The 14,600-nt window shown below is 58.8% G+C and carries 12 protein-coding genes; 11 read left to right on the top strand and 1 reads right to left on the bottom strand.

Translation table 11 applies throughout. The features are described 5' to 3' along the window. Positions 1–22 precede the first annotated feature (22 nt). The 8 genes from napF to ACR0I0_RS10620 are packed head-to-tail and all read left to right on the top strand — an operon-like array spanning position 23 to position 6,508. Complete coding sequence (napF, locus tag ACR0I0_RS10585) at positions 23–529, top strand: ferredoxin-type protein NapF (protein ID WP_480491329.1); 507 nt, start codon at positions 23–25, stop codon at positions 527–529. Continuing rightward, positions 526–819, top strand: a complete 294-nt coding sequence (locus ACR0I0_RS10590) for a chaperone NapD (RefSeq protein ID WP_480491331.1) — start codon at positions 526–528, stop codon at positions 817–819. The genes napF and ACR0I0_RS10590 overlap by 4 nt, the downstream gene beginning before the upstream one ends. Then, positions 816–3,308: a nitrate reductase catalytic subunit NapA gene (gene napA / locus ACR0I0_RS10595; protein ID WP_171723680.1), complete on the top strand. Its 2,493-nt coding sequence runs from the start codon at positions 816–818 to the stop codon at positions 3,306–3,308. The genes ACR0I0_RS10590 and napA overlap by 4 nt, the downstream gene beginning before the upstream one ends. Before the next feature lie 27 nt (positions 3,309–3,335). Further along, positions 3,336–4,154 (top strand): ferredoxin-type protein NapG, encoded by an 819-nt coding sequence (gene napG, locus ACR0I0_RS10600; protein ID WP_171723679.1) that lies wholly within the window; start codon positions 3,336–3,338, stop codon positions 4,152–4,154. Next, positions 4,151–5,068 (top strand): quinol dehydrogenase ferredoxin subunit NapH, encoded by a 918-nt coding sequence (napH, locus tag ACR0I0_RS10605; RefSeq protein ID WP_480491333.1) that lies wholly within the window; start codon positions 4,151–4,153, stop codon positions 5,066–5,068. Before napG ends, napH begins: the two co-directional genes overlap by 4 nt. A gap of 12 nt (positions 5,069–5,080) precedes the next feature. Next, the gene (locus tag ACR0I0_RS10610) at positions 5,081–5,518 is read left to right on the top strand and encodes a nitrate reductase cytochrome c-type subunit (protein ID WP_152460388.1); all 438 of its coding nucleotides are present in this window, start codon (positions 5,081–5,083) and stop codon (positions 5,516–5,518) included. A gap of 29 nt (positions 5,519–5,547) precedes the next feature. Then, positions 5,548–6,237 carry a NapC/NirT family cytochrome c gene (locus ACR0I0_RS10615; protein ID WP_171635858.1) on the top strand — a complete coding sequence of 230 codons (690 nt, stop codon included), beginning with the start codon at positions 5,548–5,550 and terminating at the stop codon, positions 6,235–6,237. A gap of 13 nt (positions 6,238–6,250) precedes the next feature. After that, positions 6,251–6,508 carry a hypothetical protein gene (locus ACR0I0_RS10620; protein WP_152460390.1) on the top strand — a complete coding sequence of 86 codons (258 nt, stop codon included), beginning with the start codon at positions 6,251–6,253 and terminating at the stop codon, positions 6,506–6,508. A gap of 69 nt (positions 6,509–6,577) precedes the next feature. Here the strand turns inward: ACR0I0_RS10620 and ACR0I0_RS10625 are convergent, their stop codons facing one another. Continuing rightward, entirely contained in the window at positions 6,578–7,360 is a 783-nt protein-coding gene (locus ACR0I0_RS10625; RefSeq protein WP_480491335.1) for a DeoR/GlpR family DNA-binding transcription regulator, read from the bottom strand. 150 nt (positions 7,361–7,510) lie between these two features. On the opposite strand from ACR0I0_RS10625, the gene ACR0I0_RS10630 reads away from it, so the two are divergent. The 3 genes from ACR0I0_RS10630 (at position 7,511) to ACR0I0_RS10640 (ending at position 14,600) form a co-directional block, all read left to right on the top strand. Next, the gene (locus ACR0I0_RS10630) at positions 7,511–9,934 is read left to right on the top strand and encodes a GcvT family protein (protein ID WP_480491336.1); all 2,424 of its coding nucleotides are present in this window, start codon (positions 7,511–7,513) and stop codon (positions 9,932–9,934) included. An 11-nt stretch (positions 9,935–9,945) separates the two neighbouring features. Further along, on the top strand, positions 9,946–10,878 hold the full coding sequence (locus ACR0I0_RS10635) for a choline/ethanolamine kinase family protein (protein WP_480491338.1): 933 nt from the start codon (positions 9,946–9,948) through the stop codon (positions 10,876–10,878). Between the two features lie 521 nt (positions 10,879–11,399). Next, positions 11,400–14,600 carry an adenylate/guanylate cyclase domain-containing protein gene (locus tag ACR0I0_RS10640; RefSeq protein ID WP_480491340.1) on the top strand — a complete coding sequence of 1,067 codons (3,201 nt, stop codon included), beginning with the start codon at positions 11,400–11,402 and terminating at the stop codon, positions 14,598–14,600.

Here is a 14,600-nt window from a genome sequence, read left to right on the forward strand (position 1 = left end):
CGAGTCGCCAGCTATGAGCCAGATGACCAGCAGACGCGCTTTTCTAAGCGCGCGTGTCCTGCGGGAGGACCCAGATACGATCCGTCCGCCGGGGGCAGTAGCAACTGGCTTCAGCGATCTATGCACACGTTGCGAAGACTGCGCCGCGGCTTGTCCTGAAGACATCATCACATTCGACGATGCCGGTTTCCCCGTTCTGGACCTGTCCGCAGGCGGTTGCACCTTGTGTGGTGACTGCGCCGACGTTTGTCCGACCCCGGCGTTGCTGACCGAGCGTGTTGCCGAATGGCCATGGCGCGCACGAATCGATGACACAAGCTGCCTGTCGACCAACGGCGTAAGCTGCCGCCTGTGTCAGGACAATTGTGAACAGGATGCCATCCGCTTTCGCCTGCAACTGGGCGGACGCGCGGAACCGGCGCTTGAAACAGAAACCTGCATCGGTTGCGGTAGTTGTTCCGCCGCCTGCCCCGCCGGGGCGATCGTGATGCACCGCCCCGTCCCACACCACCCGGAGGTGACCCAATGAACATCTGTGGCTGTCTGGTCCACATCGCCCCCGATTACACCGATGCCGCACGCGCGGCGATGGCCGAAACTCAGGGCGTCGAGCTTCATGCCGAAGCCGAGGACGGCCGTTTTGTAGTTGTTGTCGAGGATACGGCCGACAGGCTGGCCTCGGACACCATCATGGATCTGCACCAGATCCCCGGAGTGATCTCACTGTCACTGACTTATCACCATTTCGAAGATCTCGCGGAGACGACTCCGCGTCCTGATGCTCCAAGCCAACCGTCCAGCAGGAGGCCCATGCAATGACCATCTCTGAATCCCGTCGTACATTTCTGAAAGCGTCCGCAGCGGCAGCCACTGCCTCGGCTGCGGGCATTCCCATGGCCGCAGGTCAGGCCAACGCTCAGGTCGGCGCGCCCGATATTCGCTGGGACAAGGCTGCCTGCCGGTTCTGTGGCACAGGCTGTTCGGTTCTGGTGGGCACCAAGGACGGCCGCGTGGTCGCCACGCAAGGTGACCCCGACGCACCGGTGAACAGGGGCCTGAACTGTATCAAGGGCTATTTCCTGTCCAAGATCATGTACGGCAAAGACCGCCTGACCACACCGCTTTTGCGCAAGACCAACGGCCAGTATGACAAGAATGGCGAGTTTGAACCGGTCAGCTGGGATGAAGCCTTTGATGTGATGGCCGCCAAATGGAAAGAGGCCCTTGCCAAGAAGGGCCCGACCAGCGTGGGGATGTTTGGTTCGGGGCAGTGGACGGTCTGGGAAGGCTATGCCGCCGCGAAGATGATGAAGGCCGGGTTCCGGTCGAACAACATTGATCCCAATGCGCGTCACTGCATGGCCTCGGCCGTGGTTGGTTTCATGCGCACTTTCGGCATTGATGAGCCGATGGGGTGCTATGACGACCTTGAGCACGCCGATACCTTCGTGCTGTGGGGATCGAACATGGCTGAGATGCACCCGATCCTGTGGTCGCGCCTGACCGACACCCGCCTGACGAAACCGGGTTGCGAAGTGCATGTGCTTTCGACTTTCGAGCACCGCTCGTTCGAGCTGGCCGATAATGGCATGGTCTTTGCACCGCAAACCGATCTGGCGATCCTGAACTATATTGCGAACTACATCATCCAGAATGGCGCGGTGAACGAAGAGTTCGTCAAGAACCACGTCAACATCACCAAAACCGCCACCGATATCGGTTACGGCCTGCGGGACAACAACCCCCTGCAACAAGAGGCTGAAAACCCGAACTCGGGCAAGTTGGAGCCGATCAGCTTCGAGGAATATGCCGAAGCCGTTTCGAAATACACGCTGGAATACACCTCGGAACTGTCCGGTGTTCCGGCGGACAAGCTGGAGCGTCTGGCCCAGCAATATGCCGATCCGAACCGCAAGGTGATGAGCCTGTGGACCATGGGCTTCAACCAGCATACCCGTGGGTCGTGGGTGAACTCGCTGATGTATAACGTGCACCTGCTGGTGGGCAAGATTTCGGAACCCGGCAACTCGCCCTTCTCGCTGACCGGTCAGCCGTCGGCCTGCGGTACGGCGCGCGAGGTTGGTACCTTTGCCCACCGCCTGCCCGCCGACATGGTGGTGATGAACGACAAGCACCGCGAGATCTGCGAAACCGCATGGAACGTGCCCGCTGGCACCATTCCTGACAAGCCCGGTTTCCACGCCGTGCTGCAACACCGCAAGCTGAAGGATGGTGATCTGAACGCCTATTGGGTTCAGTGCACCAACAACATGCAGGCTGCGCCAAACATCAATGAGGAAGGCTATCCCGGCTATCGCAACCCGGAAAACTTCATCACTGTTTCAGACCCCTACCCGACGGTCACTGCGGTTTCCGCCGACCTGATCCTGCCCACCGCCATGTGGGTCGAGAAGGAAGGCGCCTATGGCAACGCCGAACGCCGCACCCAGTTCTGGCGGCAGCAGGTCAAGGCACCGGGCGAGGCCAAATCGGACCTGTGGCAGGTGATGGAGTTCTCGAAACGCTTCACCGTCGAAGAGGTCTGGGGCGAAGAATTGCTGGCCGCCATGCCCGAGCATCGTGGCAAGACCATGTATGACGTCCTGTTTGCCAATGGCAGCGTCGACAAGTTTCCGCTGTCGGAAACTGCCGAGGGCTTTGACAATGACGAATCCGAGCATTTCGGCTTTTACGTGCAGAAAGGTCTGTTCGAAGAGTACGCCAACTTCGGGCGCGGCCATGCGCATGATCTGGCACCATTCGAAACCTACCACCAGGCCCGCGGTCTGCGCTGGCCGGTCGTGGATGGCAAGGAAACGCTTTATCGTTTCCGCGAAGGCTATGACCCCTACGTGTCCGAAGGTGCTGGCGTGGAATTCTATGGCCACAAGGATGGCAAGGCCAAAATCATCTTTGCGCCCTATGAACCTGCCGCAGAAGAGCCGGATGCGGAATTCGATCTTTGGCTGTGCACCGGTCGCGTGCTGGAACACTGGCATTCAGGGTCGATGACACGCCGGGTACCGGAACTGCACCGCGCCTATCCAAACGCTGTCGTCTACATGCACCCGCAGGACGCCAAGGATCGGGGTCTGCGCCGGGGTCAGGAGATTGTTCTGTCGACCCGCCGCGGCGAGGTCACCAGCCGTGTTGAAACACGGGGTCGGAACAAGGTGCCGCGCGGTCTGGTCTTTATGCCGTGGTTCGATGAGCACCAGCTGACCAACAAGCTGACGCTGGACGCAACCTGCCCGCTGTCGAAAGAGACCGACTTCAAGAAGTGCGCCTGCAAGGTTGAGCGCGCGTAACCAGCAAGGATCATACGGGGCGTTCCCATGTCTCTTGTCGATAAACCCCTTTCGCCGCAGCGGCGCCGGTTCCTGCAGGACTCGGCGCGGGCGGCGGGCGGCTGCGTGGTCGCCGGATCGTTGCTGGCCTATCTGGCCCGCGACGCCCGCGCCCTGCCCGCCGATGCATTGCGCCCGCCCGGCGCATTGCCCGAGAAGGAGTTCCTGTCGGCCTGCATCCGTTGCGGTTTATGCGTGCGGGACTGCCCGTACGATACCCTGAAACTGGCCGAGCTTGGCTCGGATGCGGTGGCGACGGGAACACCATTCTTCATCGCCCGGGATGTTCCCTGCGAAATGTGCGACGACATTCCGTGTGTCGCCGCATGTCCAACAGGGGCGCTGGACCCCGGGCTGGAGAATATCGACGATGCCGAGATGGGTGTTGCCGTTCTGGTCGATCAGGAAAACTGCCTGAATTTCCTCGGTCTGCGCTGCGACGTCTGCTATCGCGTCTGCCCCGTCATTGACGAGGCGATCACGTTGGAGACGGCGCATAATACCCGGTCGGGTCATCATGCTTTGTTCATTCCCACCGTTCATGCCGACCGCTGCACCGGCTGCGGCATGTGCGAGAAAAGCTGTGTTCTGCCCGAGGCCGCCATCAAGGTTCTGCCGGCCCGGCTGGCGCGCGGCAGTTCGGCCGAGCATTACCGCAAGGGTTGGGAGGAAAAAGCCGCCAAAGGCGCGCCAGTGGTCGAGGGGATCATCGATCTGCCGGACCGTTTGCCCGGACCGGGAACCGACAATCTTGCCGCGCCCGGCGGTTTTGCGCCTCAATATGATCTGCCGGGGGTGGGGCAATGAGTACTCGCACGCACATGCCCGTCGGTCAGGAGGCCGTTGAAGGCAAAGGGTGGATCGGGGCGCATCGCTTTTTGCTGATGCGCCGCGCAAGCCAGCTGTTCTTTCTGGTTCTGTTTCTGCTGGGCCCGTGGTTTGGCATCTGGATTGTCGAGGGCAATTTGGCAGGATCACTGACGCTGGGCGTGCTGCCTTTGACCGATCCGTTCATCCTGTTGCAAAGCTTGGTTGCAGGTCATTGGCCCGAAGTGACTGCGCTGATCGGCGGGCTGATCGTTCTGGTGGTCTATGCCCTGATTGGTGGCCGTGTCTATTGTTCCTGGGTTTGCCCCATAAACCCGGTGACAGACGCGGCCAACTGGGTGCACCGCAAACTGGACCTGCCGAAAGGCTGGCAACCCAAGCGCGGCACCCGGCTGTGGATTCTGGCAACCGTGCTGCTGGTCTCGGGCCTGAGTGGTGTGATCGCGTGGGAGCTGGTCAACCCGATCACCATGCTGCATCGCGGGCTGGTATTCGGCATGGGCTTTGTCTGGGCCATGATCGCGGCCATCTTCGTGTTTGACGTCTTCGTCTCACGCCATGGCTGGTGCGGCCTTTTGTGCCCGGTGGGCGCGTTCTACGGGTTGATCGGGTCGAAAAGCCTGCTGCGGGTCAGTGCCGCCAATCGCACGGCCTGTGATGACTGTATGGATTGCTATGCGGTCTGTCCTGAAAATCAGGTGATCTCACCCGCGCTGAAAGGCAAGCCGGGAAGCTCGCCCCTGATCCTGTCACCCGACTGCACAAACTGCGGACGCTGCATCGATGTCTGCGCAGTCGACGTCTTCAACTTTACTCACCGGTTCGACGACCTTGTCGTTCAACCTTCCGATCCAGTTGCCGCGCCTGAGCCGCGCGCTGCCAGACCTATCTAGGGGAGTGCCAAGATGAAAAGATCAATCGTTACAGGCGGAATTGCCCTTCTACCCGTAGTTTTGCTGAGCGGATGGGCCTTTGCCCAGTCCGCTCAAGTCGAAACGCTGCGGGGCGCGGACGTAGACGAGCCGATCCCTTTGGATCAGATTCACAAAAATGTCGAAGGACGGATGCAACGTAATTATCGCCAGCAGCCACCGCTGATTCCGCATTCGATCGAGCAATATCAGATTGATGTGCGCACCAATCAGTGCCTGTCCTGCCATGACTGGTCCAAGGCAGGTGAGCGTAACGCGCCGACCCTTTCAATGACACACTATCTGGATCGCGAAGGCCGCGAATTGGATCGCGTCGCCGGGACCCGTTATTTCTGCAACCAATGTCACGTTCCGCAGGCGGACGCGCCGCCGCTTGTTGAAAACGTGTTCCAGCCCTCGACCGGCAACTGATTCAACACAAGATTGAAAGGAGCACCGACATGGCAGACTCCCCCGAAAAACGCGGCTTTCTGGGTCGCCTTTGGAACGCGATCTGGACGCCGGCGGTAATGTTCAGCTCGGGCTTTCTGATCCTTGCCGGATTTCTGGCCGGTATCCTGTTCTGGGGCGGATTTCACTGGACCCTGGAACTGACCAACACCGAAGAGTTCTGCGTCTCGTGTCACACGATGGAAACGAACCTGGGTGAGTATCGCGAGACGATCCACTACAACAACCACTCCGGCGTGCGTGCGATCTGCTCAGACTGCCACGTTCCGGATGAGTGGAACCACAAGATCAAAGCCAAGATCATGGCCGTGAAGGACGTCTATCATGAACTGGTGGGCACCATCAGCACACCCGAGAAATACGAGGATCACCGCCTGGCGATGGCCTCGGCCGTCTGGAAGAAAATGAAAGCGTCTGACAGCCGCGAGTGCCGCAACTGTCACAACTTTGACTACATGGACTTCACCATTCAGGAAACCCGCGCTGCCTCGGAACACCAACGCGCCATCGACAACGGTATGACCTGTATTGATTGCCACCAGGGTATCGCCCACAGCCTGCCACCCAACTATCTGGAAACATACGAAAAGGTGACTGCTGGATTGGAAGATGAAGTTGTGCAGGAGCACGCTGCCGCGGGTGACGACATCCGCGATTTCCTGAACAACAGCTCGAATTGATGTGGGGGCAGAGATGTTAGAGTTACTTGGAACCATCGGTGGCAACGTCCTGAGCTTGCCCGGCATACTCGGTCTGGCGCTAGGCATGATGACCCGCAAGCTGTGGCTGGGTGCGGCATTGGGCGGCGCAGTCGGCGTATTCGAAACGCTGGTTTTCGCAGGCTTCCGGTTTGCGCATGTAGAGCCACTGGAACTGATCATCGCTATTGTGGTCGGCGTCTGTGCAGGCAGCCTCGGCACTGCCATTCGCATCAAGGGCGCAACAGCCTGAAACACAGCCGGTTTCACCGTTTCGGTGGAACCGGCTAGTTACGTCGGGCCGGGCAGTGTCGTCACCAAGTCAATGACTGTCTTCTTGTGATTTCACGCCCGCTATCACCAATTCCGCATCTCCGGGCAAGGACTGGAAGGATGCGGGCAATGTGCGATCGGTGATGAGCACGTCTTTTTCTGTCAACCCGGGCAGGCGCAAAGCCGGGCTGGTCTGGGCCTCGTTGAATTTTGTGGAATCAACCGCCATAAAGGTTTGGTCCGCAATATCAGACATCGCGCGGGCCATATCAGCTTCGCATTGATCATAGACCATGAAGCCCTTGCTGGGATGCACCAGTGACGCCGACAATATGGCAGTCCGGGCCGAGAACCCTGCAATTACGTCATAGGCGACCCGGTCGAAAGCGGCGCCGTCGTGGTTGCGCAACTGCGTTCCCGCCATGAAGACCCTGTTGCCCTCTTCCATCGACAACGTGGCGGCGATGAAGGCCGAGTTTGTCACCACAGTGAGGTTTTTGCGCGCACGAAGTGCCTGAGCAACGAAGCCCGAGGTCGACCCCGTGTCGATGGCAATGGCCGAACCGTCCGGTATCCGCGCCGCAACGGCGTCGGCAATCGCGACTTTGGCGGCACGGTTCTGCGCCATGCGGGCCAGAAACGGAGGATCCAGCACATTTTGAGTGCTGACCAATGCACCATGCACCTTGGACAGGCTGCCTTTGGCGACCATCGGCTTCACGATTCGCCTTACGGTCTGGTCCGACACTTTGAGAATGCGCGCCAGCTCCATGACCGAAATTCGCCCATGCAGGTTTACCGTGCTAAGGATGTCTTGCTCGTATTTCGACATGAAGCGCCGCGATATTTGTTGATTTCATCAGGTTACTTGCAAGGTTGACGCTGTTCAAGCGACCCACTTCAACATTTTTCAAACATATTTGTTGCTTTTTGTTGTTTTGCGACTTTTGATGACAACATATCATTTGAAGTGGGTGGGCGCATGACAACGCATTCGGTCAGACATCTCATCATTGGCGGGGGCATCATCGGATGCTCTATCGCGTATCACCTCGCACGGTCCGGTGAAACGGATGTTGTTCTTCTGGAAAGGGCATCCCTGACCGAGGGGGCCACCTGGCATGCGGCGGGGCTTGTCGGGCAGTTGCGGTCATCTCGCAACACGACGCGGATGCTGAAACGGTCCGTGGCGCTGTATGATCGTCTGGCCGAAGAAACCGGGATGGAATTCGACTGGAAGAAAGTCGGAAGCCTGCGCCTGGCGGCAACCAAGGAACGGCTTCTGGAAGCAAAGCGCCTGGCGACAATGGCCCGCAGCTTTGATCTGGAGATGGAAATAATCTCGGCCGCCGAGGCCAAGGCGCTTTTCCCCTATGTCGACGCGAAAGGGTTGGAAGGCGCGGCCTTCATCCCGTCGGACGGTCATGTCGATCCCGCAGGCCTGTGTCAGGCAATTGCGTCCGGTGCCCGGATGCACGGTGCCCGGATCCGCCAATCCGTAGAGGTCACCGATTTTGAGATCCATAACGATCGCATCACCAAAGTGATGACATCGGAAGGGGACTATGAAGCGGACACCGTCGTTCTGGCCGCCGGAATGTGGAGCCGCGAGCTGGCCGCGAAACTCGGTGTCGTTGTTCCGGCCTGTGCGGTCGAGCACCAGTATATCGTCACCGAACCTATGCCCGACCCGGAACTTGTAAAACGCTTGCCAACCCTACGGGATCCCGAGCGGCTGGTGTATTACAAACCGGATGCAGGCGGGAGGCTTGTGATCGGCGGGTATGAGGACAACACGCTGCCATTCGGCGACAGGGGTATTCCGGGCGCGTTTGTCCGGCAGCTTTTGCCGGACAACCTGGAGCGGTTTGCCCCCCTTGCCGAACTGGCAGGTCAGGTTACGCCGGTCGTCAACACGGTTGGAATCCGGCAGGTGATCAACGGCCCCATCCCTTATTCCGCGGATGGCGATTTTGTCATGGGATGGGCGCCTGAACTGCGAAACCTGATGCTGGCGACCGGATTTCTGTACGGCATCGCGGCAGGTGGTGGCGCAGGAGAGATGATCGCGGAGTGGATTGTCGAAGGCCGCCCGAGCCTTGATCTGTGGCCTCTGGACGTGCGCCGGTTCAGTCCGCATCACGCCACGCGCGCCTTCATGTATCCTCGCGCGGTCGAGCATTACGCGCATCACTACAAGATGCGATATCCGGGGCAGGAGGCGGAAACGGCCAGAGACCTGCGCCTGTCGCCCCTGCATGAGCGGCTGAAACAACATGGCGCGGTGTTCGGGTCCAAGAATGGCTGGGAGCGGCCGCTCTGGTTCGCTCCGGCCGGTGTAGAGCCGGTGGATCAGTTGGATTTCCTGTCGCCGGGTTGGAAAACCTATGCCGAACAGGAACATAAGGCCGCGCGCGACGGGGTCGTTCTGATCGATCAAACCAGCTTCTCAAAGTTCGAACTGATCGGCCCCGGCGCACTGGAGGCCCTTCAAAACCTTGCCGTTTCAAATATGGACAAGCCGGATGGCACGGTGATCTACACCCAATTGTGCAATAATCGCGGCGGGGTTGAAGCCGATATCACCGTCACCCGATTGGGGCGGGACCATTTTTACATCGTCACCGGGTCCGGATTCGGCGTGCATGACGCGGATTGGATCCGACGTCACCTGCCCCGCGATGGGCGCGCGCAGCTGATCGAAATGACGTCGGCACGCGCCGTCATCAATATCTGCGGCCCCAAGGCGCGGGATGTGATGCAGGCTGTCGCGGAAGAAGACGTCTCGAACCATGCGTTTCCCTTTGCAACGGCCAGAGAGATCACCCTGGGAACGGCAAAGGTCCGCGCGATCCGCATAGGTTACGTCGGAGAGCTGGGATGGGAGCTGCATATCCCGACCGAGTTCGCCCTGCATGTTTATGACCTGCTTTGGCAAGCCGGCCAAAGCCATGGCATCCGCGACATCGGCTACCGCACCATCGAGTCCTTGCGGCTGGAAAAAGGCTATCTCTACTGGAGCGCCGACATCACCCCCGACTATTCGCCAATCGAAGCGGGCCTTGGCGCGCGGGTCCATCTGAAATCCAAACAGGGCTTCATCGGGCGACCGGTGCTGGAGGCGCAGATAGCGACCGGCCCCGAGCGGCAGCTCTGCACGTTCATCACCGATGAGCGGCTGCCGATCACCGGAGGAGAGACCATACTGCATTCCGGCAAAACAGTCTCGCTGGCGTGCAGTGGTGGCTATGGGTTTACCGTCGGCAAGACCGTCCTCTACGGTTATCTGCCTGCGGGATTGGCTGGTGGGTCAGAATTCGAAGTGGAAGTGTTCGGAGAGCGTCACCCTATCCAGCATGTGGACGGACCGCTTTACGACCCGGCAAACAGCCGTTTGAAAGCCTGAGGGAGAGAGCGATGCAAAACGAGCCGAAACTTGAGATCATGCAGGCCCTTCGCAATGTGGCGGGGTTTGACAACCTTGCCGACGCGGGCCTTCGCACCAACCGGCTGGGCGGGTTGACCAATCTGGTCTACCGCGTCGAAGGCGGGCCAAGGACGGTGATCGTGCGCATCCCCGGCGAGGGCACCGAAGCCTATATCGACCGCGCGGTTGAAATCCACAACGCGCAGGTGGCCGCAAAAGCCGGGGTCGGCCCCGAAGTTCTGTGGGCAGACGCATCATCCGGCGTGATGATCAGTGATTGCGTGCCCGACATCGTGACGATGACACCCGAGATGTTTGCGACGCGCCCCGGGTCTGCCGCCCGCGCGGGAAAGGCGCTGAGGCAGTTGCACGATGCCCCCGAGCCGTTCAAGTTTCGGTTCGAGCTGTTTTCGATGATCAACGACTACATGAAGGTGGTTGCGGACAAAAACGCGATCCTGCCGGATGGGTACGCGGACGTCGTGGCCGAGGCGGCCCCGATCCGCGAGGTGCTGCGGGACAAACCTGGGACATTGGTCCCGAGCCATTGCGACCCGCTGTGCGAGAATTTTCTGGATGACGGCCAGCGCATGTGGATCGTGGATTACGAGTATTCAGGCATGAACGATGCCCTTTGGGATCTGGGTGATCTGTCGGTCGAAGCCGGGCTGAACCACGAACAGGAACTGGAAATGCTAACCGCCTATTTCGACGGCCCGCCGAACGAGGCTCAGATCGGGCGCATGGTGATATACAAAGCCATGTGCGACCTGCTGTGGACGCTATGGGGATTGATTCAGCATGCGGATGAAAACCCCGCCGAAGATTTCTGGGCCTATGCCACGAACCGGTTCGAGCGGTGCAAGTCCCTGATGCTGGCCCCGTCTTTTGCGGCCCATGTAAGAGCCGTGGCCGAGGAATAGGGTTTCATCCACAGCCAGATCCGCCCTGGATACCGGATGTTTCCTAGCTTATCTCAGATCTTTGAGCCGCTTTCCCTGATACCTGTATCCCATTGAAGAACGGGCGGGCAAAATACGGGATGCGCCGGAGCGTAAGTGTATCTGCTCGTAGCGCGCTTCGGCTTCTTGCTGGTGCCGGGGTCGAGTCTGCTATTCTGCCCGGTATCTCATGTCGGCGACGGCACTTTTGAACCTCATTCAGCCGTGACGTGGCGTCAGGGCAGACCGGCATATCCGGTCCCCCTAAAACCTTGCCAGTGAAGTCAACTTGAGACTTGAACCTTATGATATTCAAGGAAAAGCGCGTGACGGTGTGGTAATTATGAAGTAAATCGGTCAATCAATGTAACAAGTTAACAGTGCCATCTGTTCCTGCTATGGATTCAGCATGAATTCCTCTCTATTTTTGGATTATACATATACATTATGTTTATGTACTAAGGGGAAAACAGGGGGACAGTTATGGAAGGAGTCGCAAGCCAATGACGCGAGTCCTTGAGGCATCACCACGCATTTCAAAAGTCCTTCATCTGGCAGATCTGAATGACTATGCCACTCTGTTTCAGAGAGAGGGCGTGGACGACGACATTCTGGACGAATTGACTGATCCGGAACTGCGTGATCTCGGGTTGACGGTTGGTGAAAGGAAGCGCTTTCGAAAGGCGCAGGCCAGGCTGAAATCGCAGGAAGCGTCGAAGCGGCCCGAAGTCCAGTCCAAGGCCGAGCGTCGGCAACTGACTTTGGTTTTCTGCGATCTTGTGGGGTCGACACGGCTGGCTCAGCGATATGATCCGGAAGACCTGATGCAGATCATGAACCTGTATCTGGATACGGCGATCGGCACCTTGAAACAGCACGGCTGCCATCTGGCCTATCGGCAGGGCGATGGCATAATGGTGTATTTCGGATACCCGAAGGCCATGGAAGATGATGCCGAACGGGCCGTACGAGCCGTTTTGGAGACTATCGAGGCCGTTCAGAACCTTGAAAACGAGTTCGGAGAAAAGCTTGACCTGCGGGCAGGCATTGCGACCGGAATGGTTGTCGTGGGCGTTGTTTCTTCGAAAAGCTTGGGATCTCAGGACTTTCTGGTGGGTGAAACGGCGAATCTTGCATCCCGCTTGCAAGGGCTGGCCGAACCGGGTGAAGTGATCATTTCATCAGAGACCCGGAGGCTGACCCAGGGTGCCTTTGAATTCGAGCCACGCGGCAGCCACGAGCTGAAAGGCTTTGACAATCAGCGCAAAGTGTATCGCGTGGTGTCGGAAATCATGTCCACCAGCCGGTTCGACGCGCGGGTGGGTCAATCCGCGGTCGATCTTGTCGCCCGGCATGATGATCTTTCAACCCTGACCCGGCTTTGGAGCGAAGCGCAGGAAGGCTCGGGCCGGCTGGCGCTTGTCGGGGGGGCTGCGGGAATCGGCAAGTCGAGGCTGATCAAGTCACTGTCTGAAACAATCGGGGTCAAACCCTTTACATTGCAGTGCATCCCGCACCTGACCAGTCTTCCGCTGCACCCCATTGTCGGAGAATTGAGGCGCGTTTCCGGCGACAAATCAAATGACAGTATCCGGGCGGCGATTTCGGACTTCGTGCAATCGGCCTCACGGCTGAGTGACGCAGACTTGCCCGTTCTTCTGGATCTGGCAGGTATCGAGACCGGCGCCCCGTCAGAATCCGACCCGTTGAAGAAGGCGCGCAAATCCCTTGACGTGATGCTGCGCAGTCTGGGCAGCCTGTGTGACAGGCGCGGCACGTTGTTGTTGGTGGTCGAAGACGTTCATTGGGCCGATGCGACCACGTTGGATGTACTGGATGCGCTTGCATCCGCCTTGAGCAACTTTCCGGTACTGGTGGTTCTGTCGCACCGACCTGAATACGAACCTCCGGAACATTTCGAAAGCCGAGCCGCGCGCATTGATCTGTCTCCGCTTGGCAATACCGAGGCATCCGAACTGGTCCGGCGCGTGGCCGAGCCGTACAGCCTGCCTGTCATCCTGATCAGGCAGATCATCGAAAAGGCGGATGGCGTGCCGCTGTATATCGAAGAAATGACAAAGGCGGTTCTGGACCAGCTGCCCCAGGATGCCCCGATCAACGCCGAAGTTCTGGATGCGCTGAGCGTCCCGGCCACCCTTCAGGACTCGCTGATGTCGCGTCTTGACCGGATGGAACATGCCAAACCAGTCGCCCAGCTCGGATCGGTCATCGGGCGCAGTTTCACCGCTCAGATGATCCACGCGGTGGCGCATGAAGACATGGATGTGGAAAGCGCCCTCATGCAGCTTATGGCGGCTGGCGTCGTGCTGATCACCAGCGATTCAGGGTCGGCCACATACACGTTCAACCACGCGCTGGTTCAGGATACGGCCTATAATTCGTTGCTGCGGGAAGACCGGCAGAAGGTGCATCTGAAAATCGCCCAAGCATTGCTGGACGGTCACAAAGCATTCGGCAGCCCGGCTCCTGATACCGTCGCGCATCATTGCGATCTTGGCGGATTGAAAGATGAGGCTGTCACGAATTGGGTCACGGCAGGTGAACTGGCGTTGTCCCGACTGGCAAACCTGCCCGCGATTTCCGCTTTCCGGGCCGCCCTGCGCAACATCGGAACTATGAAGGTCAACGCGGATCGCGATGGCTTCGAACTTCGGGTTCAAATGAACATTCTGCCCGCCTATATGGCGATTTACGGATGGTCGTCCGATCAGGTCGGCGAGACTGCCGCCCGGGCGATGGAACTGGCCCAGTCTTTGGGCGACGGCGAGACGCTTTTTGCCGCAACCTTCTGCCGTTGGACCCATTTCTTTGTTGCCGGTCAGATGAACCGAGCGATGGAAATGGGACAAGCGCTGGATATGATGGCCGGCATGTCCGAAGACCCCGTCGCCAATGTGCTGGCGGCACGGGCGCTGAGCTTTACTCATTACTTCCGCGGGGAATTTTCGGAATGCGAACAACAGCTGGAACGCGCATTCGCCCTGATCACACCCGAGCTGGATATGGCCATGATGCCCATGACCCAGTCTTCCACGGCCGCGTCATTGCTGGCCATTCAGGGATGCCTGCTGTGGCAGCAAGGAAAGTTCGAAAAAGCCGAGGCCGCGCGTCTGGAATCCATCGAGGTCAGCAGAGCGCTGAACCACGCACCCAACCTTGTCTACGTGATGGGCGCTTGCAGCATGTTCCTGCCCTATGCGGGGGAATGGGACCGGCTTGACGTAACGATGAAAGAAGCCAGAAAAGTCGCGGATGAGGAAGGGTTTCTTTACCTTCACGCGATGCAGGACATCTATATGGGTCTCGCGCAGGCCGGAAAGGGCGATATCGCAGGTGTTCCGGAACGCATCGAGACATGCATGAACCTGATTTCCAAATCTGGTGGAAACTTTACTTTTCCTCAGAATCAGATTGTTCTGTCTGAGTTGATGATTGATCACGGAGATGTTGATCAGGCTTTGGACCGGCTGGAAACCGTTTGCATTCCCGGCTGGGAGCGCGGCGAGACGTTGAACAAACCTGAATATCACCGTGTGCGAGCAAAGGCTTTGGCCGCAAAGGGGGACTTGGACGCTGCAATCAGCGAGGCGGAAAAAGCGCTTTCGCTTGCGCGGGATTGCCGTGGAGTTGTTCAGGAGCAGCGGGCCCGCGATCTGCTGGGCAGATTGAAAGAAGAAAAATGA

It is taken from the genome of Ruegeria sp. AG6 (assembly GCF_056541565.1).

Bases quoted from the DNA above. Each gene is read 5' to 3' on its own strand.
- ACR0I0_RS10640 (WP_480491340.1), top strand. From the start codon at position 11,400: ATGACGCGAGTCCTTGAGGCATCACCACGCATTTCAAAAGTCCTTCAT.
- ACR0I0_RS10615 (WP_171635858.1), top strand. From the start codon at position 5,548: ATGGCAGACTCCCCCGAAAAACGCGGCTTTCTGGGTCGCCTTTGGAAC.
- ACR0I0_RS10635 (WP_480491338.1), top strand. From the start codon at position 9,946: ATGCAAAACGAGCCGAAACTTGAGATCATGCAGGCCCTTCGCAATGTG.
- ACR0I0_RS10630 (WP_480491336.1), top strand. From the start codon at position 7,511: ATGACAACGCATTCGGTCAGACATCTCATCATTGGCGGGGGCATCATC.
- ACR0I0_RS10610 (WP_152460388.1), top strand. From the start codon at position 5,081: ATGAAAAGATCAATCGTTACAGGCGGAATTGCCCTTCTACCCGTAGTT.
- napF (WP_480491329.1), top strand. From the start codon at position 23: ATGACCAGCAGACGCGCTTTTCTAAGCGCGCGTGTCCTGCGGGAGGAC.
- napA (WP_171723680.1), top strand. From the start codon at position 816: ATGACCATCTCTGAATCCCGTCGTACATTTCTGAAAGCGTCCGCAGCG.
- ACR0I0_RS10620 (WP_152460390.1), top strand. From the start codon at position 6,251: ATGTTAGAGTTACTTGGAACCATCGGTGGCAACGTCCTGAGCTTGCCC.
- napH (WP_480491333.1), top strand. From the start codon at position 4,151: ATGAGTACTCGCACGCACATGCCCGTCGGTCAGGAGGCCGTTGAAGGC.
- napG (WP_171723679.1), top strand. From the start codon at position 3,336: ATGTCTCTTGTCGATAAACCCCTTTCGCCGCAGCGGCGCCGGTTCCTG.
- ACR0I0_RS10590 (WP_480491331.1), top strand. From the start codon at position 526: ATGAACATCTGTGGCTGTCTGGTCCACATCGCCCCCGATTACACCGAT.
- ACR0I0_RS10625 (WP_480491335.1), bottom strand. From the start codon at position 7,360: ATGTCGAAATACGAGCAAGACATCCTTAGCACGGTAAACCTGCATGGG.